Origin of the sequence: Aurantimonas sp. 22II-16-19i, assembly GCF_002088275.1 — a bacterium.
GTDB lineage: Bacteria > Pseudomonadota > Alphaproteobacteria > Rhizobiales > Rhizobiaceae > Jiella.
In genome coordinates this window covers 71220-95046 of the sequence record NZ_AQQS01000015.1, presented here as the reverse complement: position 1 = coordinate 95046, position 23827 = coordinate 71220, and the positions used below count along the sequence as shown (strand labels likewise).

Genomic DNA, 23827 nt, shown 5'->3' with positions numbered 1-23827 from the left:
GTCCCCGGCACCGCCGGGTCCGATAATCCTCTTCTGTTCCCCATAAAGCGGAGGCAGGACCGGCAACGCAAGGCGTCAATGTCTCAAAACGCGACAGAACCGGCCCCACCCAAAGAAAATCCCGGGGGATCGTCGCCATTGGGTCACCATCGGCGTCGGGGCGGCCGGTGTCCCGACCTGCCCCGAGCCGGGCCGCGCAGCCTATTCGTCGATGGTCTTGGCGAAGTCGCCGGTGTCGGGGTCCATGGCCCAGAGCTCGCCGGAGGAGATGTCCACCCAGGCGCCGTGCAGCGACAGCCGGCCCTCGGCTTCGAGGGCCGCGATGGAGGGGAAGCTGCGCAGATTGGCGAGGGAATAGCGGATGGCGATGCGCTCCAGCGCCGACTGCCGCTCGCGCCCGGTCATCAGCTCGTTGGCGCCGACGGCCCTGGCGGCGGGATCGAGGAGGCTCATCCACTTGCCGATGAAGTCGCCGGGCGACAGCGGCTGGGCGGACGGCGACAGCGCCGCGTGGATGCCGCCGCAATTGCCGTGACCGAGGATGACGATGTGCTTGACCTCGAGCACATGGACGGCGAATTCCAGCGCCGCCGAGGTCGAGTGGTACTCGCCGTCCGGCTCGTAGGGCGGAACGAGATTGGCGACGTTGCGCACGACGAAGATGTCGCCGGGGCCGCAGTCGAAGAGGGTTTCGGGCGCCGTGCGCGAATCGCAGCAGGCGATGACCATCGTCTTGGGATGCTGGCCCTGCTCGGCCAGCTCGCGGAAGCGCTGCTTCTCGCCGGGCAGGCGCTTGTCGATGAAGGCCTTGTAGCCTTCCATCAGATGCTCGGGAAGAAGTTGCGTCATAAGAACCCTCCAACGGCCTGCTGCGCTGCACGCTGGATCTGCCTGCTGACACAGTCGCGGCGAAATGAAAAGACCGGCCGCAGCTTTTCCCGCCCCAGCAGCGGCGCCGCCGGACGCCGATCATGCCCGAAAAAGGGCACCCAAGTCACGCCGGCTGCTTGGGCACCGAGCGGCCGAGCCGGCGCATCTGCACCATGGCCATCGGATGCTTGAGGCTGTCGAGGTCGGTCTCGATGGTCAGTTCGTCGGCGCCGCGCTTGGTGGTGCGGGCCAGAAGCTCGAACACCGTCGCCGTCGTCGACTGCAGGGCCTTTTCCAGCGTCGCGCCGGACAGGATGCGGGCGAGGAACACCGCCGCGGTGAGGTCCCCCAGCCCCTTCGGCGCGTTCTCGATCAGCCGGTGCTCGGCGAGCATGGTCTCGCGGTCGTCGACGAGAAGATTGCCGGTGCCGCCGCGCAGCATCGGAAAGGCCGAGGTGACGACCACCGTGCGGGGCCCCAGCGCGCTCGCCGCCTCGATCAGCTCGCGGTTGTCGGTGAGGTCGAGACCGGTGAGGAATTCCAGCTCGAAGCGGTTGGGCGTCGCGATGTCGGCGAGCGGCAACAGGCGCTCGGCGATGGCGTCGAGAAGTTTTCGCGGCTGGTAGAGCCGGCCGCCGTCGCCGGTCGCCGGATCGCAGAGGACGACGGCCTTGGGGTTTTTCGCCCGCACCGCCTCGATGAGCCGCGCCACCGGCTCGATCTGCGCGGTCTCGCCGAAATAGCCGATCAGCACCGCCCCCACCTCGCCGAGCCAGCGCGAGCCGGCGAGCTCGTCGACCATGGCGGCGAATTCTTCCGCCGGCGGCACGATCCGGGTGCCCGGGCCGTGGCCGGGATGCCAGGGCAGCGTCACCGTCGGCACCGACCAGACCGGAAAGCCCAGGGATTCCAGCGCGAAGGCGGCGGCGCGATTGCCGACGCTGCCGCGCACCACATGGCTGGCGATGGAGATCACCGCCGGCCGGTCGCCGACCGCATTTGCCTCTTTCGTCATCGCCTCGGCCTCAGAGGAGTTGATGGGCGAGAAGCAGCGCCAGGACGAGGAAGCCGCCGATGCCGGCGATGCGCCCGATCCGGCTGCCGATCACCTCGATCCGGTCGCCCTGGTCGACGTCCCGCGCCATGAAGTGATCGCCGGTCCGCGTCACGATCGCCTCGGTGTGGCCGCCGATCTGCGGGTCGGTCTCCTGGCGCACCCTTCGAAGGATGGCCTTCGCCTCCCGCTGGCGCTCGTCGTCGTCGCGTTGCGTGCCGCTCATGGCATGTCTTGTGTCCGAAATTTCGGCGATGGGCAACAGCCAATGGTCGGCCGACGCCCGACCGATCCTCCCCCCGAGCGCGCCGCATCGCCGGCCGGGCGGCCGGAGCGGGGAATAGCGGCACCAGCCGGACATGCCGAAGCGCCCGGCGGCGCCGCGCGCCCCGGGGGATCCACCCGGCGCGGCGGCCCCGAAGGGCCGAAGCGCCGTCTTCATGGCCGCCCGCCCGCGAAAACGGAAGGGACAGCGGAACGCCGGAGGCCAGCCCTCCGATTGTTTCAGTCTAACGGCTCGCCTCCGGCGTTCCGCGCGGTGTCTTTTCGGGCCCTTATGGCTTGCCACATCCTGCCCGGCACAAGCAGCTTTCGCCGCAAGGCCGCACCGAATGCGCTCACCGGCTGCCGGCGCTTCACGGGAGCCCCCTTTTCAGGGCCTCCCGTTGTAGCGGCCCGATCCGCACCCGCGCCGTAGTACGCGAGGGGCCGGCGGAGCCTTTGACCCGTCCGAGCCGCGAACCCCTCCGGAAGGGGCCACGCCGCGGACACCGCCCGTCTTCCCGAACGATCCCGGCGATCATTCGTGTCCCTCGGGGAGACGGCGAGAGGATTGTGGGGGTGGTGGTTGGGGGTGGGGATATCTTTTTTTGACGGGGGGCCGATGCGGGAGGGTGCGGGGCCTTGTCTCTGCGCGGTCGCCTCGCGTGGCGAGGCAAAGGCCGAGGCGGCGCGCCCGGTCAGTTATGCCACAGTGCGAATGCGGCAGATCGCTCGGTGTCGCCACTGATGCGACGTAGGGCTCTACGGCAGCATCGTACCTAGGCGGGTTGTTCGGATTAGTGTGTCTGCTGCTTGAAAGCAGGAATTTTTTCGCACATGGTGCGTAAAGAGCCACTAAGGAATGATAAACGCTGATATAATTGCTTGCCCTAACATCCGATCCGGATCGCCACCGCCCGTCACAAATAATCGATTTATAAGCAGGATAATATTGTGAATATATCAGAGTTTATTTATGAAATAGACAGTATTTATCACACGGGCGCAGCGACAGAACACTCCTACAGGGCATCACTGCAAAAACTATTGTCTTCGATTGAGGACAACGTGATCGCCCTAAACGAACCAAAGCGCGTCAAGTGCGGTGCACCTGACTTCCTTGTATCCAAGGGTGATATCGTCATCGGTCACGTCGAGGCAAAAGATGTTCCGATTAATATTCGTAGTATGAAAGATGCCAATAAGGCGCAACAGGAGCGCTATCGCAAAGCCCTGCCGAACCTGATCTACACCAACGGTCTCGACTGGGACTTCTATCGCGACGGTAAACTGACTGCATCAGCATCCATCGCCGACTTTTCGCTCGGTATTCAGCCTAAACCAGACGAGTTCACCGCCCTCGCAAACCTGCTCAAAAATTTCACAGAGCAACGCCCACAAACGATCACGAGCCCGCGCGAGCTGGCCGAACGCATGGCCGGTAAGGCCAATCTTATCAAAGACGTTCTAAGCCGTACATTGAGCGAGGATGAAGGGAACTGTTCCGAGCTTTTTGTACAGTACGCGGCATTTAAAGAAAATCTGATCCACGATATTACAATTGACGAATTCGCTGACATCTATGCTGAGACAATTGCCTACGGCATGTTCGCCGCTCGCCTTCATGACACCACTTTGGACACGTTTAGTCGGCAGGAAGCTCTGGAGCTTCTGCCTAAGTCTAACCCGTTTCTGCGTTCGTTATTCACATACATCGCCGGTTACGACCTCGATGAACGGATCTCTTGGATCATTGACGATCTGGCGCGAGTGTTTCGCGCCTGCGACGTTTCCAAGCTTATGGAGGGCTTCGGCAAGCTGACCGGCCGCAACGATCCCTTTCTGCATTTCTATGAGACGTTCCTAGCCGCTTACAATCCGAAGAAGCGAAAGGCACGAGGAGTGTGGTACACGCCCGAACCGGTAGTGAACTTCATAGTCCGTGCGGTTGATGAAGTGCTGCAAACCGAGTTTGGACTCGCCGACGGCCTGGCCGACACGTCAAAGGTGACAATCGATTGGGACACCGGGCAGAAGGCTATCACCAAAAAGGGTCGCATCAGGAAGGACGGCAAAAACACGATCGAAAAACGCGAGGTACATCGGGTCCAAATTCTCGATCCTGCCACCGGCACCGGCACGTTTCTCGCGGAAGTTATCAAGCAAATTGCGCCAAAGGTGCAAGGTGTCGCGCCGGGTATGTGGTCTCAGTACATCGAACAGGACCTTATCCCCCGACTGCATGGGTTCGAGCTACTGATGGCGTCCTACGCCATGTGCCACATGAAGCTCGACATGATCCTAACCGAGCTCGGCTACAAACCAACGTCAAAGCCACCACGCTTATCGGTCTATCTAACCAATAGCCTCGAAGAAGGTGAACCGGCCAACCAGACGCTGCCCTTCACGCAATGGCTTTCGCGCGAAGCCAAGGGCGCGAACATGATTAAACGGGACATGCCCATCATGTGTGTGATCGGGAACCCTCCTTACTTGGGGGAAGGCGGCGTGTCCGAAGGTTGGATAGGCAACCTGATGGATGACTACAAGAAAGAACCGGGCGGCAAGGTCAAACTTAAAGAACGTAATTCCAAGTGGCTCAATGATCTCTATGTGAAGTTCATCCGGTTCTCGTCGCATCTGATTGAAAAGAATGGCGAGGGCATTCTCGGCTTCATCACCAATCACGGCTATCTCGACAATCCGACGTTTCGAGGGATGCGATGGCATCTTCGGAAAACGTTCGACCGCGTCTGGGTTCTCGACTTGCACGGGAACGTAAAAAAGAGGGAGGTTACGCCGGAAGGCCATCCAGACAAGAACGTCTTTGATATTCAACAGGGCGTCTCAATCATCATCGGAATAAAGAAAAAAGATGGTGGCGACGGTTTGGCAGAAGTGATGCACGGCGATTTATGGGGCACACGAAATGCCAAGTACGAATCCCTAAGCACAATAAAGAGTCTAAATTCCGCTACAGCAACTCTACTGTCTCCTCACACGCATTATCAAATGTTTTATCCAGTCGATGCGGCGTTATTAGACGCGTACGACGCAGGTTTCTCCGTTCGTTCTTTTTTCACAGTCGGCGTACTCGGGTTTCAAACTCACCGCGACAAATTCGCTGTCGCAGACACGCGGAGTAGTATTGAAGCTCGCATCACAGACATGAGAAATCAGGAGTTATCTGATGTTGATTTTCACAAAAAATATTCCACGCGCGACAATCGAGACTGGAAACTTCACAAACAACGTCGGATATTGAGGCAAAAAGAAAATGATTCTTCTTCGATTACTAAGTGTCTTTATCGTCCATTTGATATAAAATGGTGCGATCTTTCTTATACAACAATGGATTACCCACGAAACGAGATAATCAAACATGTATTAAATCAGGATAACATTTGCTTGCTATCGTCACGTCAGCTCGCAACGGAAGGCTACTTCCACGTTCTCGCCACGAACCTGCCAGCTGAAAGTTGCGCCATCTCACTTAAAACGAAAGAGCAGAATCAAGTTCTACCTCTATACCTTTTCCCTGACGATCAAGACCTCGACCAAACCCGCCGTATTAATTTCGACGCTAAACTCTACAGTACTCTTCGGAAAAAAGCCGAGCACCCGAAATATGGTACCCCCGACGAGGTGCAAGTTTTCGACTATATCTATGGTGTCCTGCATTGCCCTGATTATCGCAGGGCCTATGCCGAATTTCTGAAAATCGATTTCCCCCGTATCCCTTGGCCGTCCTCACCCCAGGAGTTCTGGGACGTCGCACAGAAGGGCAAGGAGCTTCGCAAGCTGCATCTAATGGAGCCCGCCGCGATCGGTGAGACACACTACCCGTTTACGGGTGATAGCCACAACGTGGTCGAGACGCCCATCTACAATGATGGAGCGATCTGGATCAACAAGTCTCAGCATTTCCGTGACGTGCCTCATGTCTCGTGGGACTTCTATATCGGTGGCTATCAGCCTGCACAGAAGTGGCTGATGGATCGCAAAGGCCGTGTACTCTCGTTCGATGACGTGAAGCACTATCAGCGCATTCTCAAAATCCTCGCAGAGACCGACCGGATCATGCGTACGATCGAGATGAAGCTGCCAAGCGGAGTGTCTTAAAAGCGACGGGTTGGCACCCCCCAATCTGAGACAGAATTGCTAGTTCCTTCCCATCTGGCCCCAGCTGGTATGGCCACCTGCAAGCCGAAAATTTCTTCTCCCTTGTTGTGCGAAGGCCAACAATCCATTTCTAAATAGCAAAGGGAGATTGTGAAATGGACAGCGGCTTTGACGACAAGCTACGAAGGATCGAAAGCTCGTGGAAACCGGCGCTAGCGAAGGTTTTTCAGACTTACATCGACCTCGACCGCGAGCCGTCGGATGAAGAGCTTGAAGCGTTTGGATCGATTTTGGGATCGAGCCATAACGAGGTGCGGCGCGCAATCGGCAGGCAGGCCAAGGCGCAGGGAAAGAGCCTGCTGCAAAATTACGTGCCTTAGCGATCAGAACGCGAGAATCTGAAACAGATGCGGGAATTGTGTTTCAAAATTCAACGTCCGCTCTGCACGATCAGCGTCTGAGAAGGGGCGGGAACCGAAGGGCAGGTTCCAGCGTGCTAGCCTTCAAAATTGGCCGGTCTGCTTCCGGCCTCAATCGCCGCCGCTCAAATTCACCTCGACCACTACGGTCTGCACAAGCCCCGTCAAACCTGAAGCACACCGCGCATCTGCCGCCTTCGCCCCCTCCCCCATCCATCCGCCATGCGAACTTTGCTCGCAGTTCCGGGGCGCTCCCCTATGATGCATCGGACGAGACCGGGGCGCATGAGGAGGGACTGACGTGACCAAGAGCGAGACCAAAAGCAAGGACGCCGTCCTCGGGGCCGTGGCCGAGCGGCTGGGGCCGGACAGCGACGGGGCGAAGCTGGCGCCGCTGCTGTTTGCCCGCCCGCCGGTGGAGGATCTGGAGGCCTTCGACGCGGCGGCGCTGGCGGCCGCCGCGAAGGCCGGGGCCGAGGCGCTGGCCGCCCACCGGCCGGGGCGGCCTTTGGTCTGGATCGACCGGCCGGACGAGTTCCGCCATGCCGGCGAGCCGCAGGAGCTGGTCACCGTCGTCTGCGACGACATGGCCTTCCTGTTCGATTCGCTCACCGCCGAGATCGCCGAGCGGGCGAACGAGATCCATTACATCTCCCATCCGATCCTCGACGTGACCCGCAGCGCCGACGGGGCGCTGGCGGACTTCGCCGCCTCGCGGGTGGACGAGGAGACGCGGGCGGGCACGACGCGCACCAGCCTCATCCAGTTCGCCGTCGATCCGATGGCGGGGGGCGATCCGGGCTCGGGGCTGGCCGAGGCGCTGGAGAAGATCCTCGCCCAGGTCACCGACGCCAACCGCGACTTTGCCGCCATGCGCGAGCGCGTCAGCCGCGCCATCGCGGCGCTGGAGACGCGGGCCGGCGCCCTGCCCGAGGACGAGCAGGCGAGCGCCATGGAGGCGGCGCGGCTTCTGGAATGGCTGCGCGACGACAACTTCATCTTCCTCGGCAGCTGCGACTACGACTATCGCGGCGCGCGCGACGGCGAGATCCTGGAGCGGCGCCAGAGCGACGCGCTCGGCATCCTTTCCGATCCCGAGGTGCGCATCCTCGGCCGGGCCGGCCGGCCGATGGTGACGACGCCGGAGATCCGCGCCTTCCTCGAGGCCGCCAGCCCGCTGATCGTCACCAAGGCCAACGCCAAGTCGCTGGTCCACCGACGGGCCTACATGGATTACGTCGGCGTCAAGCAATATGACGGCGAGGGCCGGCTGACGGGCGAGTTGCGCATCGTCGGCCTGTTCACCTCCTCGGCCTATACCCGCTCGATTCTGACCATCCCGCATGTGCGGCTGAAGGCCGAGACGGTGATCGCGCGCTCGGGCTTCCGGCCGGGCTCCCATTCGGCCAAGGCGCTGCTCAACGCGCTGGAATCCTATCCGCGCGACGAGGTGTTCCAGATCGACGCGCAGCTTCTGGAACGCTACGCGGCGACGGTGGTGGAGCTCGGCGAGCGGCCGCGGGTGCGGGTGCTGCCGCGGGTCGACCGCTTCGACCGCTTCGCCTCGATCATCGTCTATGTGCCGCGCGACCGCTACGATTCGCGGCTGCGCGAGCGGATCGGCCATCTCCTCGCCGAGGCCTATGACGGCCACGTCTCGGCCTATTATCCGGCCTTTCCGGAGGGGCTGCTCGCCCGCGTCCACATCATCGTCGGGCGGGCCGGCGATCCGACGCCGGAGGTCGACGTCGCCCGGCTGGAGGCGCGCATCGCCGAGATGGCGCGCAACTGGGAGGACGAGTTCGTCGCGGCGCTGTCGCGGGCGCAGGCGCCGAGCCACCACCAGCGCTTCGCCAGCGGCCTGGCCGGCAGCTACCGCGACAGCGTCGCGCCGGCCGAAGCGGTGCGCGACGTCGCCGTCATCGAGAAGCTCGACGACGAGGAGCCGCTGTTCGTCGACTTCTACCGCCGCGACGGCGACGGGGCCGACACGGTGCGGCTGAAGATCTACCATCTCGGCCGGGCGGTGGCGCTGTCGACGCGGGTGCCGATCCTGGAAAACATGGGCTTCTCGGTGGTCTCCGAGCGCACCTTCCGGCTCGCCCGGCCGGATGGCGACGCGGTGCATCTGCACGACATGGACCTGGTGCGCGCCGCCGGCGGCCAGCAGATCCGGCTCGACGACGGCGGCAAGGCGCTGGAGGACACCTTCGGCGCGGTCTGGCGCGGGCGCATCGAGAACGACGGCTTCAACGCCCTCGTGCTCGAGGCCGGCCTCGACTTCCGCAAGGCGAACGTCCTGCGCGCCTATGCCCGCTACCTGCGCCAGGGGGGCCTTGCCTATTCGCCGGACTATCTGGCGGCGGCGCTGGTGCGCCATCCGGGCATTGCGGGAGCCCTGTGGCGGCTGTTCGAGACGTCGCTCGATCCGGACCGGGCGAAGACAGGGGATGCCAGCGAAAACGGCGAGGCGGAGGCTGCCGCCGGCGACGAGCCGGAGAGCCGGCAGGCGCGGCGGGCCGCGGCGCGGGGCGCCGGCGCCATCCACGGCGAGATCGTCGAGGCGCTGGACGCGGTGGATTCGGCCGACGACGACCGCATCGTCCGGCGCTTCCTCAATGCGGTGCTGGCGACGCTGCGCACCAACTACTTCGCCGTCGACGGGATTTCGGCGGAGGCCGATTCCGAGCCCGGCCGGGTGCAGCCGGCGCTGGCCTTCAAGTTCGATTCCGCCGCGGTGGAGGGCCTGCCGGCGCCGGTGCCGTTCCGCGAGATCTTCGTCTTCGACGCCCGCGTGGAGGGCGTGCATCTCAGGTTCGGCTCGGTCGCCCGGGGCGGCCTCAGATGGTCGGACCGGGCCCAGGACTACCGGACGGAAGTGCTCGGCCTCGTCAAGGCGCAGCAGGTGAAGAACGCCGTCATCGTGCCGGTGGGCGCCAAGGGCGGCTTCTACCCCAAACGCCTGCCGGACGCCTCGCAGCGCGACCAGTGGTTCGCCGCGGGCCGCTCGGCCTATGTCGTCTTCGTCGCCTCGCTCCTGTCGGTGACGGACAATCTGTCCGGCGACACGGTCGTCACGCCGGAGAGGGTGCGCCGCCACGACGGCAACGATCCGTATTTCGTCGTCGCCGCCGACAAGGGCACCGCGACCTTCTCCGACACCGCCAACGCCATCGCCCAGTCGGAGGCGTTCTGGCTCGACGACGCCTTCGCCTCGGGGGGCTCGGCCGGCTACGACCACAAGGCCATGGGCATCACCGCGCGCGGCGCCTGGGAGGCGGTGAAGCGGCATTTCCGCGAGGTCGAGCGGGACGGAGCCGAGGCGGGGGGCGCCGCCTGGGACATCCAGGCCGAGCCCTTCACGGCGGTCGGCTGCGGCGACATGTCGGGCGACGTCTTCGGCAACGGCATGCTGCTGTCGCGCCAGACCCGGCTCCTCGCCGCCTTCGACCACCGCGACATCTTCATCGACCCGAACCCCGATCCGGCCGTCTCCTTCGAGGAGCGCCAGCGGCTCTTCGCCCTCCCCCGCTCGTCCTGGCGGGACTATGACGGGGCGAAGATCTCCCATGGCGGCGGCGTCTTCTCGCGCCGGGACAAGCTGATCCACCTGTCGGGCGAGGCGGCGGCCGCCATCGGCTTCGATCGCCGCGAGGCAACCCCCGCCGAGATCATCACCGCGATCCTGAAGGCCCCCGTCGACCTCCTCTGGTTCGGCGGCATCGGCACCTATGTGCGCGCCTCCAGCGAAAGCAACCTCGACGTCGGCGACCGGGCGAACGACGCGGTGCGCATCACCGGCCTCGACATCCGGGCGAAGGTCGTCGGCGAGGGCGCCAATCTCGGCGTCACCCAGAAGGGCCGCATCGAGTTCGCCCGGCGCGGCGGCCGGATCAACTCCGACGCCATCGACAATTCGGCCGGCGTCAACACCTCCGACGTCGAGGTGAACATCAAGATCGCGCTGAAGGGGGCGATGAGCGACGGGCGGCTGTCGCGCGAGGACCGCAACCGGCTGCTCGCCTCGATGACCGGCGAGGTGGCCGAGCTTGTGCTCGCCAACAATTACGAGCAGTCGCTGGCGATCTCGCTGGAACAATGCGACGGCGTCTCGGCGCTGGCCCTGCAGTCGCGCTTCATGAGCGTCCTCGAGGCGGCGGGCCATCTGAACCGGACGGTGGAGACGCTGCCCTCCGAAGGCGCCATCGCGGACCTGCGCAGCACCGGCCAGGGGCTGACGCGGCCGGAGATCGGCGTCCTCCTCGCCTATGCCAAGATCACCCTCTTCGACGCCATCGTCGCCAGCGACCTGCCGGACGATCCGTATCTCGAAGACCGCCTGCACGACTATTTCCCGGTGCCGATGCGCCGCGACTTCTCGCGGGACATCAAGGGCCACCGGCTCGCCCGCGAGATCATCGCGACGGTGCTCGCCAACGAGATCGTCAACCGCACCGGGCCGACCTTCGTCACCACCATGGAGGAGGCGACCGGCGCCGCGCCGGCGGCGGTCGTCCGGGCCTTCGTCGCGGCCAAGGACGGCTTCGACATCCGCGCCCTCTACGAGCGGATCGACGCCCTCGACGCGAAGCTTTCGGGAAGCCTGCAGAACGGCCTCTACCGGCAGGTGGGCTGGTTCCTGCGGCGGCTGACCAACTGGTATGTGATGAACGAAGGCTTCGGCTCGGGGCTGACCAGCGTCGCCATCGAGAGCCGCGACGCCCTCGGCCAGCTGCGGGGACGGCTCGCCGAGATCGCTTCCGAGGCCGCCCGCAACGAGGCCGAGCAGCGCATCGCCGACTGGACCCGCCGGGGCGTGCCGGAGGACCTCGCCGAGGAGGTGGCTCTGCTGCCGCTGATCGCCCTCATCCCGGACATCGCCTCGGTCTCGCGGGAGACCGGCCGGCCGCTGGAAGAGACGGTGGAGAGCTATTTCGAGATCACCCGGCTGTTCGAGATCGGCCGGCTCGAGGCGGCGCTGTTCCGGCTGGATACCAGCGACTATTTCGAGACGCTGGCCCTGCAGCGGGCGGAAAGCCAGATCGCGCGGGCGCGGCGCCAGCTGACGGCGGCGACGCTGAAGAGCGGCGAGGACGCGGAAGCCTGGGCAAAGCAGCGCCAGGGCACCGTCGAGCGGATCCGCGGCCAATTGGTGGCGCTCGCCGGAAGCGGCGAGACCTCGGTCGCCCGGCTCACCGTCGCGGCGGGGCTCTTGTCGGACCTCGCCTTGCAGGTCTGACGTGCGGGATCAGAAAAGCCGGCGCCGTGTGAGGGCGCCGGCCATGGCACTCGTGCGATGTCCGGTCCGTCCCCTCGCCGTTCCGGAGGGAACATCTGCCTGCCGCAGATCGAGCCGGTCCAGGATCCGGCTCGATCGAACCGGTCTCACTTCTTCTTGTCGCTCGACTGGGGCGCGGCGAACTTGCCGGGCACCGTCATCGGGACCGCATCCTTGGCCTTCTTGTCGGCCTTCGGCTTGCGGGTTTCCTTGTTGCTGCGCATCTGACCCTTGGCCATGGCTTTCATCCTTCACGGGTTGCGATGGCGAGCGTTACCACGCGGCGAAACGGAAGACGCGAGAAATTCTCGTGAGCGGCGGCGAAGGGGCGGTGTCGGGAACGACGGCCGACATGCCGGATCGGGAAGCGCGGGGTGAGTCAATCGCAGCTTTCGATCCTTCAACGACGTCCAGCAGGTCCGCGACTATTTGAGATCTGGACCTTCGTGGCTGACCTTCATCTTTTTCGTCAGGTAGCGCGAACTGCCGGGAGGGCGGGACACGGGTGGTCCACGCGCGCATCGCTCAGTTGGCGGTCCACTCGTCGGGTACCATTGGGCCATTCCTCATCGCGACTTGGCAGGGGAGCGCGCGCGAAGCACCGTCCTTGATAATGCGGAATGCAATCATTTTGCATTCATCACTTGCCAGGCGCTGAAAAGTCCTCCATATGCGATGTGCACTCACATTGCATGAGGACAACATGGCAACAATCAGAGAGATCCGCAGTGAAGAAGCTGCGAATGCATACAACAGCAATCCTCCTCACGATCTGCACGAGCTCATCGAGCGCACGGGCGAATGGCTTGAGGCGCTGACGGGGGAGCCGCATGCGGCAAACGCGGCAATGGTGCACCTTCTCGATGCCCTCCACGACGGACCAGACGGGGCACCTGCCAGCGATCGCGACTGGCGCGCCGAGTGGGCCGACGACATCGAGAACAGCGCAGATCTCATGCGACGAGGTCAGGACATGACCGAGCTTATGGCCTTCTCGGGCTTCGGCATCCAGCCGGATCTCGCCGGCACGCCGGCCGACAGGCGGCAGGCTATCGAGGAGAAGGTCGCGGCCTTTCGCGCCTTCGTCGACAGCATTCCGCCGGGCTGGGGCGAGCTGAAGGAGGTGCGCCAGGTGGCTCTAGCGGCCGAGGCCCGCATCCTTCTTGATACGGGCGAGTCTGTGTCGATCGAGCAGCTCGCCGCCCTTTCGGGGCTCGGCTTCCGCAGCCTGCAGAACCTCCTTGCCAAGAAGGGCGGCACCCTGCGCGCCGATGCCGACGGACGGGTCGCGGCGGACGCAGCACTCGAGTGGCTGCGCGCGCGCCCCGACTTCAAGGAATCGGTCTGGATGGATCCCGACCGCGAGGTCAACGAAGCGGAGGACAGTCCCCGCGATGGTGAGGTTCTCGGCGAGTTCCTGTTCGTCCCGGTCGCGGCAGACGGAACTGCCTTCGTGCCGGATTACCGACGCGGCGGGAGATACACGGTCGGCCTGAAGGGCGAAGAGTGCCAGTTCGAGGACTACCGCGAGGCCTTGGAATACATCGCTTCGATGACCCGCCCCGCTTGGCGGCGTCCGAACGACAAGGGCAACTGGGGCATCGTGCGCGCCGATCGTTGGGAGCGGCGCTCCGTCGCCTCGCTCGGCCTTGAGGCCCGGTCGTGACTGACATCGCCGGCTTGACCGTGCATGCACGCAGACGCCTCCAGCAACGCGCGATTCCGCCCATGATGCTCGACTATCTCGACCGCTTCGGGACTGCCGAGCGATGCGGGGGATCCGAGCGGATCTTCTTCGACAAGGCCAGTCGTCGTCGGCTGGCGAAGCACATGGGCGGCGATGCCGCCCTGAGGTCTGTCGAGCGCTGGCTCGGCATCTACGCGGTCGTCGGAGACAACGGCAACATCGTCACCGTCGGCCACCGCACAAGGCGCCATCGGCTTTCCTGAGCCGCAACGCCCTCACTCAATAGTTTGATCACCCAATGGAGCAGCCAACCATGGCCTTCGAACGCTACCGCTCGGCCCTTCTTTCCGCCCAAGACATCCACGACCCGGCCCTTCTCATCGGTGAAGAAGGCTCGCTCGCCGTGCGCTACGCCCCCTTCGAATACGTAAACCCCGCCGCCAAAGTCATTATCCTCGGCATCACGCCCGGAGAAGTCCAGGCCAACGAGGCCCTGCGCACCGCACGGGCCGCCCTCCAGCGCGGCTTGCACGATGCCGAGGCAATGCGCCTCGCAAAGGCGGCGGCGAGCTTCGCCGGACCGATGCGTGCGAACCTGATTGCCATGCTTGACTACATCAGCGTCGCTGGGGCGCTTGGCATCCCGACGACAGCGTCGCTCTGGAGCAAGGACCTCCGCTTGGTCCAGTTCGCGTCGGCGCTCCGGTACCCGGTGTTCAGAGCCGGCAAGAATTACACGGGAAGCAATCCGGGCATGACGTCCTCGCGTCTCCTCAGAGAGCAACTTCTCGCGCACACAGGGGCTGAGCTGGCGTCGCTGCCCGACGCGCTGGTCGTGCCACTCGGCCCTGCCGTCGTTGAGGCGTGCCGCTGGCTGGCGGCGGAAGGATGCGTCTCTCGGGACCGCCTGATCGAAGGCATGCCTCATCCGTCGGGCGCGAACGGCGAGCGGATTTCCTACTTCCTCGGCCGGAAGGAACGCGCAGCCCTGTCGTTGAAGACAGATCCGGCGAAGCTCGACGCCGGGCGGCAGAACGCCATGGATACGGTGCGGGGTTGGACTGAAGGCAACCGTGTGTTCACCTGAAGTTGAGTAGGTGTACACGACCCGATCAAAGGCGCCAGTTCGTCTTGGCGCCGTCCTGCCAATTTCCTTTGGCGGCATGGCAGCATTGCCGCGTGCGTTGGCATGTCATCTGAGCATACGACAACCTTCAGATCGGACTGCCGACGTCCGCCACATCAATGACGATCCGCCAGATGCAGGCGGATATGTCTCTCAGCCCCACTCGCATGACCGGTCCCTTACAGCTTGCCCCCGCTCCGAAATCGTTGCACCTAGCTCGCATCGCTGCGGCGCGGGACGGGGGCTCTCCAGGTGACATCGGATGATCTGACGCGCGACCCGCGCCCTGCCCTCAGGCGGCCGGGCGTCTGGGGCTGGATGGCCTTCGACTTTGCCGCCCAGCCGTTCTTCACCGTCGTCATCACCTTCGTCTTCGGGCCGTATTTCGTCTCGCAGCTGGCGAGCGATCCGGCGACGGGGCAGGAATGGTGGGCCTGGTCGGCGGCGATCGCCGGCTTCCTCGTCGCCCTCGGCTCGCCGTTTCTCGGCTCCGTCGCCGACCGGGCGGGGCCGCGCAAGCCGTGGATCGGGGTGTTCGCCGTCCTGAAGATATCGGCGCTCTGCCTGTTGTGGTTCGCGAGCCCGGGCTCGTCGCTGTTCGTCGCCTCGCTGCTCGTCGTCCTCGCCTCGATCGGGGCGGAATTCTCGATCGTCTTCAATGATGCGATGATCCCGCGGCTGTTGAGGAACGAGGAGATCGGGCGGGTGTCCAACGTCGCCTGGGGGCTCGGCTATGCCGGAGGCATCGTCTTCCTCATCGTCGCGCTGGCCTTCCTCGCCGGCTCGAAGGAGACCGGGCTGACGCTGCTCGGCCTTGCGCCGGCCTTCGGGCTCGATCCGGCGGCGGGGGAAGGGGCGCGGGCGACGGCGCCGCTGGCGGCGCTGTGGTATCTGGTCTTCATCCTGCCGATGTTTGTCCTGACGCCGGACCGGCCTCGGGGCGAAAAGGTCTCGGCGGCGGTGCGACAGGGGCTCGGCGATCTCCTCGACACCTTCCGGGAGATCCGCGACCGGAAGCCGCTGTTCCAGTTCTTGATCGCCCGGATGATCTATCAGGACGGGGTCAATGCGCTGATCGTTCTCGGCGGCGCGTTTGCGGCCGGCATGTTTGGCTGGACGCTGACCGAGAGCGGCCTCTTCGGCATCATCCTCAACGTCGTCGCCATCCCCAGCTGCTTTGCCGCCGGGCTGATCGACCAGCGCTTCGGATCGAAGGCGGTGGTGGTGATCGCGATCCTCTGCCTGACGCTGGCGACCCTCGGCATCATCTCGACGAGCCCGGAGGCGACGCTGTTCGGCCTCCTGAGCTTTGCGCCCACCGCGCCCGGCGGCGGCGTCTTCGCCAGCGGCGCGGAGAAGAGCTACATCGTCTTCGGCCTGCTCATCGGCCTCGCCTTCGGGCCGATCCAGGCCTCGTCGCGCTCCTGGATGGCGAAATCGGTCAGCCCTGAGGAGGCCGGCCGCTATTTCGGCTTCTACGCCTTCATCGGCCGGGCGACGTCCTTCCTCGCCCCGGCTGCGGTGGCCCTGACCACTGGATTGGCAGCTGCAAGCGCGTTCGACCCGATCACCGCCTCGCGGATCGGCATGGCGAGCCTGATCGCGTTCTTCGCGGTGGGGCTGGTGCTGGTCCTGCGGACGCAGGGGCCGCCGGAGACGAGCGTGGCACGGGCCGGGTGAGCGGGGTGAGGCGCGGGCTCGGCTCTCCAGGGGGCGGATCTCGGTCTGATACCGTCGGCCCCGGTCTCGTTCGGCGCCAAGGGCCTACCGTTCAAGCGCCGCGAGGGCTCGATACGACGACAATCACTGACGCTCGGCCGACGCGTCGTCATCCCGGGTCAAGCCCGGGATCCATTCCAAATCGGCGAAGATGTTAGGATTGGCAGAAACTCGCGCGGGAATCATCGACGATTTGGAATGGATCCCGGCTCGGGGGCCGGGATGACGAAGCCGCGATGATGGTGCCCGCCTGGCGGGGAGGACAGTCTTCGGCGGTTTGGAATGGGTCCCGGGTCAAGCCCGGGATGACGAGGCGGACGTGATGGTGGTCATGTCCTGGACGGTGGTGGCCTGGACGATGGTGTGCCGGAGGATGCTCCCCTCGGCGGCGGGCGTCGCTGCCGGACCGGTCACCCGAGCGCCGCCTCGACCCCCTCGGTCCGCCATTCGGGATGTCCCCGCCCCTTCAGCCGGCCCTCCAGGTGGTGCTCGATCGCCCGCTTGGCCTCGTCGCGGATCGACTCGGTCGCGGTCAGGATCTCGCGGGAGCGCATGAAGTCGAGGACGCCGTAGGGCGAGACCGCCGGGCGGAAGAGGAGATCGGGCGGCGAGATCATCAGCTTGGTGTCGATGATCGACTGCATGGTCAGCTGGGAGGCGCCGATCATCGCCTGGATCGGGGTCGGCATGCGGCTGCCGTCGCCATCGGGGCCGCCATTGACGTCGACGGCGACGATGACGTCGGCGATGCCCTTCAGGCGGTCGAAGGGGAGCGGGTTGTAGATGCCGCCGTCGACCAGCACCCGGCCGTCGCGGCGCACCGGGCGGAACACCGCGGGGATCGCGGCGGAGGCGGCGATGGCGCTGCGCAGGTCGCCGGTGTCGAGCTCGCATTCGGCGCGGGCGAAATAGTCCGTCGCCATGACGCCGAGGGGGATGTGCAGCTCCTCGAAGGTGATCGGCACGTCCGGCGGCATGAAGGCCATGATCACCCGGCGGGCGTTGAGCTGGCCGATGCGGAAGCCGCCGTCGCTGAGGAACTCCTGCAGCGACACCGGCCGGGTCTGCCAGAGCCGGCCGATGACGATGCGCGGGGAGACGAAGCAGTCGAGGAGATAGGCGCGGATGTCGCGCGCCGGCATGCCGGCCGCGTAGCCGGCGCCGATGACGGCGCCGATCGACGAGCCGGTGATGCGCACCGGCTTCAGGCCGAGGTCGTCGAGCGCCTCGAGGACGTGGATGTGCGCGAGCCCGCGGGCGCCGCCGCCCCCGAGGGCCAGACCGAGACGCATGCCGCCGGCCTCAGGCGCCGGCGGGGCCGACCGTCACCACGGTCGGCGCGGTGTCGAGCAGCCGCTTCGCGGCGGCCTTGACGTCGTCGAGGCTCACCGCGTCGATCAGCGCCTGGCGCTCGTCGATATAGCCGATGCCGAGGTCGTCGAGCTGGATGCCGACGAGGGTCTGGGCGACGGCGAGGGAGGAGTCGAGATTGCGCACCGCGTAGGAGCCCTTCACATAGGCCTTGGCCTTGTCGAGTTCCTCCTGGGTCGGCCCGGCGGTCGCCATGCGCTCGATCTCCTTGCGGATGATGTCGACGGTCTGCGGGGCGGCGTCGGCCCTCGTCGCCGTGCCGATGCCGAGAACCGCGCCGTGATCGTAGCTGGCGAGGTAGGAATAGGCGCCATAGGCAAGGCCCCGCTTCTCGCGGATCTCCTCGTAGAGCCAGGAGGTGAAGGAGCCGCCGCCGAGGATGTGGTTCATCAGATAGGCGGCGAAGAACTGGTCGTCGTCGCGCATGATGCCCGGCATGGCGGCGCGGATGCTGGTCTGCGGCACGGCGAGGTCGACATGGACGTCCTTGCCCATGACAGGCTCGGCCATCGGGATGGTCTTCAGCTCGGCCTTTTCCGACAGGCCGCCGAAGACCTGGTCGAGGCGCTTGCCGAGAGCCTCGGGGGTGATGTCGCCGACGACGCCGACGACGAGGTTGTCCCTGGCGAAGACCTTCGAGCGGAAGGCCTTGAGATCCTCGGCGGTGACCGAGGCCAGCGCCTCCGGCGTTCCCTCCGTCGGGCGGGAATAGGGGTGGCCGGCGAACACCGTCTCGCGGAACGCCTTGGAGGTGACTTCCTCGGGATCGTTGCGACCGGCGAGGATGCCGGTGACGATCTGGCCGCGGATGCGGTTCACCGGCTCGGCGTCGAAGCGCGGCTCGCTCAAGGCGAGGTGGAGGAGGTCGAAGGCGTCGTCCTCGAAGTCGGTGATGGTGCGGAACGAGCCGGTGAAGTTGTCGAGGCTCGCCTCGAAGCTCATCGACACGCCGAGTTCGTCGAGCTTCGACTGGAAGTCGGCGCTCTCGATGTCGCCGGCGCCCTCGTCGAGAAGGCCGGTGAGGAGGTTGGCAAGGCCCTCCTTGCCGTCCGGATCCTGGGTCGAGCCGCCGCCCTCGAAGGCGAAGTTGACGGCGATCAGCGGGTTGGAGTGGTCCTCGACGAGATAGGCCTTGATGCCGCCGGGGCTCGTCACTTCCTGGATGTCGACGGCGAGGGCCGGCGCGGCGGTGAAGGCGAGGAAGCCGAAGGTCGCGATGGACAGGAGGCCCTTGAGGCCGCGGGTCGTGGCGTTCGTGGTCATGGCTGTCTTTCGGAAAGAATCAGGAGCGCGAAGGGGCGGCGGCAGGCGTTGCGGCATCCGCGCCGCCATCCTCGGCAGCGTCGCCGGCGGCATCCGGCGCGGCCGACGCGGCGGCCGGCGCCTTCGGCGTCAGATAGCCGGTGACCGAGCGCTGCGGCTCGAGATACTTGCGCGCCGCGGCGTTGACCGCCTCGACGGTGACCGCCTCGATCCGGTCCGGCCAGGTCTCGACGTCCTTGAGCGTGCGGCCGGTGGACAGCGCCGCGCCGACGCGCCTTGCCATCGCGGTCTGGCTGTCGCGCAGATAGATCATGTTCTTGCGCACCCGGTTCTTGGCGCGCTCGAGCTCGGCCTCGGTGACGCCGGTCTCGCGGATCTTCGCGATCTCGGCGTCGATGGCGGCCTCGATGTCGGCGAGCGTCGCATCGCCGCGCGGCATGCCGTAGACGCCGAACTGCCCCTCCTTCAGCGCGGTGCCGCCGTAATAGGCGCCGGTGCCGGCGGCGATCGCCTTGTCGACGACGAGGGAGCGATAGAGCCGGCTCGTCGTGCCGCCGCCGAGAATGTCGGAGAGGACGTCGAGCGCCTCGGCCTCGCCGGGCTCGGCGGTGGTCTCGGAGGGAACCAGATAGACCCGCTGCATGGAGGGCTGGGTCACCTTGGGGTCGCTGAGCGTCACCGTGCGGGCGGCCAGCGGCTCGGGCTCTAGGGCCCGCTCCCGGTCGCCGGGATCGGCCCGGCGCTCGACCTTGCCGTAGGTCTCCTCGGCGAGCCTGCGCACCTCGTCGACCGTCACGTCGCCGGCGACCAGCAGCGTCGCATTGTTGGGCGTGTAATACTTGTCATAGAAGGCGATGGCGTCGTCGCGCGACAGCTGCTCCATCTCGCCGCGCCAGCCGATGACGGGGATGCCGTAGGGGCTGTTCTGGAACAGGGCGGCGCCGACCGCCTCCTGCAGCTGCGCGCCGGGATCGTTGTCGACGCGCATGCGTCGCTCCTCGAGGATGACGTCGCGCTCGGGCGCCACGACCTCGTCGGTCAGGACGAGATTGGCCATCCGGTCGGCCTCGAAGCTCATCACCATCTCCAGCTCCGACGCCGGAACCTGCTGGTAGTAGCCGGTGTAGTCGTCGGTGGTGAAGGCGTTCTCCTGGCCGCCGATGTCGGCGACGGCCTTGGAGAAGGCGCCCTCGGGATTGGCCTTGGTGCCCTTGAACATCAGGTGTTCGAGGAAGTGGGCGATGCCGCTCTCGCCCGGCGCCTCGTCCGCCGCGCCGACATGGTAGTAGACCATCTGGGTGACCACCGGGGCCCGGTGATCCGGCAGCACGACGACCTGCAGGCCATTGTCGAGGGTGAACTCGGTGATACGCTCCTCGACCGGCTTGTCGTCGGCGGGCGTGCCGGCGACGGCGTCGGACTGCGACGCGGCTTCGGCGGCCGTCTTCGCCTCGGGTTGGGTGGTCGTCTCGGCGGCCGCGGTCCAGACCGGGCCGAAGGCGAGAGCGCCCGCGAGGGCTGTGGCCGAAACGGCCCGCATCACCTGCATCATGTCGGTCAGATTTCCTCGTTATCGTGGCAAGTTACCGGCGACTATGGAGCAAGGCGGCCGCTCCGGCCACTTAAGCTTTCGTTAGGTCGCGGCGCGCCCGGATCACCGGTGCTCTCGCCGCAGACATAACGCAGGAGCATGGCGAGTTCATGGGCGCGCCAGCCGCAGGAAGCGCAGGATCGTCGCACCCATGGGGCGTTCCTCGGTGAGCTCGAAGCCGTCCGGCAGCTCGAAGCGCGCGGTCTCGGCCTCCTCCAGCACCGCCAGCGCCCCCGGCTTCAGCCAGCCGCCCTCGCGGGCAGAGGCGAGCGCCCGCTCGCCGAGCCCCTTGCCGTAGGGCGGATCGGCGAAGACCATGTCGAAGGGCTCCATCGTGCCGGGCACGCCGAGCTTGACCGCGTCGCGGCGGAAGATCTTCGCCCGGCCGTTCAGCCCGAAGGCTTCCATGTTGGAGCGGATGATGCCGCGGGCCTCGACGTCCTCCTCGACGAAGAGGCAGAACTTCGCGCCCCGCGACAGGGCCTCGAAGCCGAGCGCCCCGGTGCCGGAGAACAGGTCGAGGATGCGGGCGCCGACGAGATCCGCCGCCGCGCCATGGGCGAGGATGTTGAACAGCGTCTCGCGGTTGCGGTCGGTGGTCGGGCGGATGCGGTCGCTCTTCGGCTCGGCGAGCCTGCGGCCGCGAAACTCGCCGGCGACGATGCGCATCGCCTAGCCCTTCTTCGGCCGGCGCGGGCCGCCGGCGCCGCCGGCACCGCTGCTCGGCCGGGGGCCGCCGGCGCCTCTGGTCGGCCGCGGACCCGAGGCACCGCCGGCCGGCTTTGCGCCCGCCCGCTTCTTGCCCATGCGCTGGGTCGGATCGACGGCGCGGGGCTTGTCGACGCGCTCGGCCATGGCTTCCTGACTGGCGGCCTTCTTCGGGCCCATCGGCCGGCCGCCGGGGGCGATCCAGACATTGGTCAGGCGGCGGGTGCCGAGCGGCGGACGCACCGGGCGATCGGCCGGCGCGTCGCCGCGCTTGCCGTCACCGAAGCTCTTGTCGCCGAACTTCTTGTCGCCGGATTTTCGATCGCCGGGCTTGCCCTCGCCGAACTTCCTGTCGCCGAAGCCGCCGCGGGCCGGGCGGTCGGCGGAGAAGCGCTTGGGGCCGCGGCCCTCGTCGCGGTCACCGGATCCGAAGCGCTGCTCGCCGTCACGGGCACTGCTACGGGCGCGCTGCGGCTTGTCGTCGAAGGACCTGCCGGCGTGATCGGCGCGCGGCGGACGGCCGGTGCCCCCGGGACCCTCGGACCGGGCCGGACGCGCCGGACGACCGCCGCCATCCGCGCGGTCGGGACGCCCTGCCCCGGCAGCACGGGCGGGGCGCTCGGCAGGCTTGCCGCGAGCCGGGCGGTCGGAGCGGGTATCGAGACGGCCGAGGGCGTCCTCGCGGTCGTCCTCGCGCTGGCGCTTGCGGTTCGGCGCGGTCTCGGCGCGGCTCTTCCTCGCTTCGCCATCCTTGGCGCGGGGCGCCCGCTCGGGCGCGACCGGCTTGTTGGAGAATTCGTTGATGATCGGCGCGTCGAAATCGGCACCGGCCTCCTCGATCAGCCGGGGGCCGAGCTGGTCGCGCAGCGTCTTGCCGTGGATCTCGCGCACCGCGCCTTCCTTGAGATCGGCCAGCTGGAACGGCCCGTAGGACAGGCGGATCAGCCGGTTGACGTCGAGGCCGAGATGGCCGAGCACGCGCTTGACCTCGCGGTTCTTGCCCTCGCGCAGGCCGAGGGTCAGCCAGACGTTCGAACCCTGCTCGCGGTCGAGGGTCGCCTCGATGGCGCCGTAGAAGACGCCGTCGATGGCGATTCCCTCGCGCAGTTCGTCGAGCTTGGCCTGATTGATCGAGCCGTGGGCGCGCACCCGGTAGCGACGCAGCCAGCCGGTCGCGGGAAGCTCCAGCACCCGGGCGAGGCCGCCGTCATTGGTCAGGAGCAGCAGGCCCTCGGTGGTGATGTCGAGCCGCCCGATGGTGAGGACGCGCGGCATCTCCGCCGGCAGCTTCTCGAAGACGGTCGGCCGGCCTTCCGGGTCCTTGTTGGTGGTGACGAGGCCGGAGGGCTTGTGGAACAGCCACAGCCGGGTCCGCTCGATCGCCGGAAGCGCGTCGCCGTCGATGGTGATGCGATCCTTCGGGCCGACGTCGAGGGCCGGCGTTTCCAGCACCTTGCCGTTCACCGACACGCGGCCTTCGGCGATCATCGCCTCGGCGTCCCGGCGCGAGGCGACACCGGCCCGGGCGAGCCGGCGGGCGATGCGCATGGTGAGCGCCGCCTCGTTGGACACATCGCCCGCGGAAGCCGGGGCGTCGCCGCCCTCGCGCGGCCGCCTGTCGACGCGCTCGGCCCGCGCGGCGCCGGAGGGCTTGTCGCCGCGGGCCGGCCGCTCCTTGCGGAAGCCGCCCTTCGCGCCATCGCCGCCGCGTCGGTCCGCCGCATCGCGGCGCTCGCCGGTCATCGGGCGGGGCTTGCGCTCGCCGCCCCTTGCTTCACCGCCCGGCGCCTCGCCGCCGGAGGCTGCGTCATGGCTGCGGCTGCCGTAGCTCCGCGGCTTGGCCGGGCGGCCATCCTCGGCCTTCGCCCCGCCATGGGAGAACATGCCGCGGCTCTTCGGGGTGAAGGGCTTGGCCCCCTCGCCCCGCGGCGCGCGGAACGGCCGGCCCTCGCCGCCCCTGGCCGCGTCGCCACCGGCATCGTCGCGCTTGCCGGCATAGGACTTGCCGCCGGAAGGCTTGCCGGCGAAGGGCTTGCGCGGCTTGTCGGCGAAGGAGCGCTTGGCCCCCTCGCCCGCGGCGGCCGGCCGGGCGCCCTGGCGCGGCTTGTCGCCTCTCGGACCGTCACCTCTCGGCCCGCCCCGCGCACCAGCCTTCGCGCCGGTCTTCGCACCACCGCCGGTCGACGGGCCGCGGCCCTTGCCGCCGGTGCGGCCGCCACCCTTGCCCGGGCCGCCCGTGCCGCCGCCTGTCCTGTCGTCGTCGCTCATCGCCATGCTTTCAATGTCTCGCGCCGTCGACGGGCCGTGGCCCGGAGGTTCGCGCAATTCCTGATCCGAATTCTTCGGCGACCATCGCCG

16 protein-coding genes are annotated in these 23827 nt (G+C 66.5%); 7 read left to right on the top strand and 9 right to left on the bottom strand.

Going from position 1 to position 23827, the window contains the following annotated elements; all coding sequences use genetic code 11:
* Positions 1-201: 201 nt before the first annotated feature.
* From ATO4_RS13655 to ATO4_RS13645, 3 genes are all read right to left on the bottom strand, one after another.
* Positions 202-849, bottom strand: a complete 648-nt coding sequence (locus tag ATO4_RS13655) for a carbonic anhydrase (RefSeq protein ID WP_083592073.1) — start codon at positions 847-849, stop codon at positions 202-204.
* A 145-nt stretch (positions 850-994) separates the two neighbouring features.
* Positions 995-1885: a pyridoxal kinase PdxY gene (gene pdxY, locus ATO4_RS13650; RefSeq protein ID WP_083592072.1), complete on the bottom strand. Its 891-nt coding sequence runs from the start codon at positions 1883-1885 to the stop codon at positions 995-997.
* Between the two features lie 10 nt (positions 1886-1895).
* A complete protein-coding gene (locus ATO4_RS13645) occupies positions 1896-2150 on the bottom strand; it encodes a hypothetical protein (protein WP_083592071.1) in 255 nt (84 codons plus the stop codon).
* A 989-nt stretch (positions 2151-3139) separates the two neighbouring features.
* On the opposite strand from ATO4_RS13645, the gene ATO4_RS13640 reads away from it, so the two are divergent.
* The 3 genes from ATO4_RS13640 (at position 3140) to ATO4_RS13630 (ending at position 11965) form a co-directional block, all read left to right on the top strand.
* Positions 3140-6307, top strand: coding sequence for a type ISP restriction/modification enzyme (locus ATO4_RS13640; protein ID WP_083592070.1), 3168 nt, complete (start codon positions 3140-3142; stop codon positions 6305-6307).
* Positions 6308-6462: 155 nt separating this feature from the next.
* Positions 6463-6687, top strand: coding sequence for a hypothetical protein (locus ATO4_RS13635; protein ID WP_083592069.1), 225 nt, complete (start codon positions 6463-6465; stop codon positions 6685-6687).
* 340 nt (positions 6688-7027) lie between these two features.
* Entirely contained in the window at positions 7028-11965 is a 4938-nt protein-coding gene (locus ATO4_RS13630; RefSeq protein ID WP_083592068.1) for an NAD-glutamate dehydrogenase, read from the top strand.
* Positions 11966-12111: 146 nt separating this feature from the next.
* Here ATO4_RS13630 and ATO4_RS28695 read toward each other — a convergent pair whose 3' ends face one another.
* Positions 12112-12243, bottom strand: a complete 132-nt coding sequence (locus ATO4_RS28695) for a hypothetical protein (protein WP_280940495.1) — start codon at positions 12241-12243, stop codon at positions 12112-12114.
* A gap of 449 nt (positions 12244-12692) precedes the next feature.
* Here ATO4_RS28695 and ATO4_RS28085 point away from each other — a divergent pair, with 449 nt between their 5' ends.
* The 4 genes from ATO4_RS28085 to ATO4_RS13610 all read left to right on the top strand — a co-directional run bounded on the left by ATO4_RS28085 (position 12693) and on the right by ATO4_RS13610 (position 16497).
* Positions 12693-13670 (top strand): hypothetical protein, encoded by a 978-nt coding sequence (locus ATO4_RS28085; RefSeq protein WP_210191072.1) that lies wholly within the window; start codon positions 12693-12695, stop codon positions 13668-13670.
* Positions 13671-13732: 62 nt separating this feature from the next.
* Positions 13733-13954 carry a hypothetical protein gene (locus ATO4_RS13620; protein WP_245308741.1) on the top strand — a complete coding sequence of 74 codons (222 nt, stop codon included), beginning with the start codon at positions 13733-13735 and terminating at the stop codon, positions 13952-13954.
* A 50-nt stretch (positions 13955-14004) separates the two neighbouring features.
* Positions 14005-14778, top strand: coding sequence for a hypothetical protein (locus tag ATO4_RS13615; RefSeq protein WP_139802430.1), 774 nt, complete (start codon positions 14005-14007; stop codon positions 14776-14778).
* Positions 14779-15069: 291 nt separating this feature from the next.
* Positions 15070-16497 carry an MFS transporter gene (locus ATO4_RS13610; protein WP_348626466.1) on the top strand — a complete coding sequence of 476 codons (1428 nt, stop codon included), beginning with the start codon at positions 15070-15072 and terminating at the stop codon, positions 16495-16497.
* A gap of 449 nt (positions 16498-16946) precedes the next feature.
* Here the strand turns inward: ATO4_RS13610 and ATO4_RS13605 are convergent, their stop codons facing one another.
* From ATO4_RS13605 to ATO4_RS13585, 5 genes are all read right to left on the bottom strand, one after another.
* Positions 16947-17828: a patatin-like phospholipase family protein gene (locus ATO4_RS13605; protein ID WP_083592066.1), complete on the bottom strand. Its 882-nt coding sequence runs from the start codon at positions 17826-17828 to the stop codon at positions 16947-16949.
* A gap of 10 nt (positions 17829-17838) precedes the next feature.
* A complete protein-coding gene (locus tag ATO4_RS13600; protein WP_083592104.1) occupies positions 17839-19170 on the bottom strand; it encodes a pitrilysin family protein in 1332 nt (443 codons plus the stop codon).
* 19 nt (positions 19171-19189) lie between these two features.
* The gene (locus ATO4_RS13595; protein WP_083592065.1) at positions 19190-20722 is read right to left on the bottom strand and encodes a pitrilysin family protein; all 1533 of its coding nucleotides are present in this window, start codon (positions 20720-20722) and stop codon (positions 19190-19192) included.
* Between the two features lie 147 nt (positions 20723-20869).
* Positions 20870-21430 carry a 16S rRNA (guanine(966)-N(2))-methyltransferase RsmD gene (rsmD, locus tag ATO4_RS13590; protein WP_083592064.1) on the bottom strand — a complete coding sequence of 187 codons (561 nt, stop codon included), beginning with the start codon at positions 21428-21430 and terminating at the stop codon, positions 20870-20872.
* Between the two features lie 3 nt (positions 21431-21433).
* Positions 21434-23737 carry a pseudouridine synthase gene (locus tag ATO4_RS13585; protein ID WP_083592103.1) on the bottom strand — a complete coding sequence of 768 codons (2304 nt, stop codon included), beginning with the start codon at positions 23735-23737 and terminating at the stop codon, positions 21434-21436.
* Between the last annotated feature and the right edge of the window lie 90 nt (positions 23738-23827).

Coding starts and splice junctions, on each gene's coding strand:
- pdxY (WP_083592072.1), bottom strand. CDS start 1,885: ATGACGAAAGAGGCAAATGCGGTCGGCGACCGGCCGGCGGTGATCTCC.
- ATO4_RS13655 (WP_083592073.1), bottom strand. CDS start 849: ATGACGCAACTTCTTCCCGAGCATCTGATGGAAGGCTACAAGGCCTTC.
- ATO4_RS13615 (WP_139802430.1), top strand. CDS start 14,005: ATGGCCTTCGAACGCTACCGCTCGGCCCTTCTTTCCGCCCAAGACATC.
- ATO4_RS28695 (WP_280940495.1), bottom strand. CDS start 12,243: ATGGCCAAGGGTCAGATGCGCAGCAACAAGGAAACCCGCAAGCCGAAG.
- ATO4_RS13605 (WP_083592066.1), bottom strand. CDS start 17,828: ATGCGTCTCGGTCTGGCCCTCGGGGGCGGCGGCGCCCGCGGGCTCGCG.
- ATO4_RS13600 (WP_083592104.1), bottom strand. CDS start 19,170: ATGACCACGAACGCCACGACCCGCGGCCTCAAGGGCCTCCTGTCCATC.
- ATO4_RS13635 (WP_083592069.1), top strand. CDS start 6,463: ATGGACAGCGGCTTTGACGACAAGCTACGAAGGATCGAAAGCTCGTGG.
- rsmD (WP_083592064.1), bottom strand. CDS start 21,430: ATGCGCATCGTCGCCGGCGAGTTTCGCGGCCGCAGGCTCGCCGAGCCG.
- ATO4_RS13620 (WP_245308741.1), top strand. CDS start 13,733: ATGATGCTCGACTATCTCGACCGCTTCGGGACTGCCGAGCGATGCGGG.
- ATO4_RS13595 (WP_083592065.1), bottom strand. CDS start 20,722: ATGATGCAGGTGATGCGGGCCGTTTCGGCCACAGCCCTCGCGGGCGCT.
- ATO4_RS13585 (WP_083592103.1), bottom strand. CDS start 23,737: ATGAGCGACGACGACAGGACAGGCGGCGGCACGGGCGGCCCGGGCAAG.
- ATO4_RS13645 (WP_083592071.1), bottom strand. CDS start 2,150: ATGAGCGGCACGCAACGCGACGACGACGAGCGCCAGCGGGAGGCGAAG.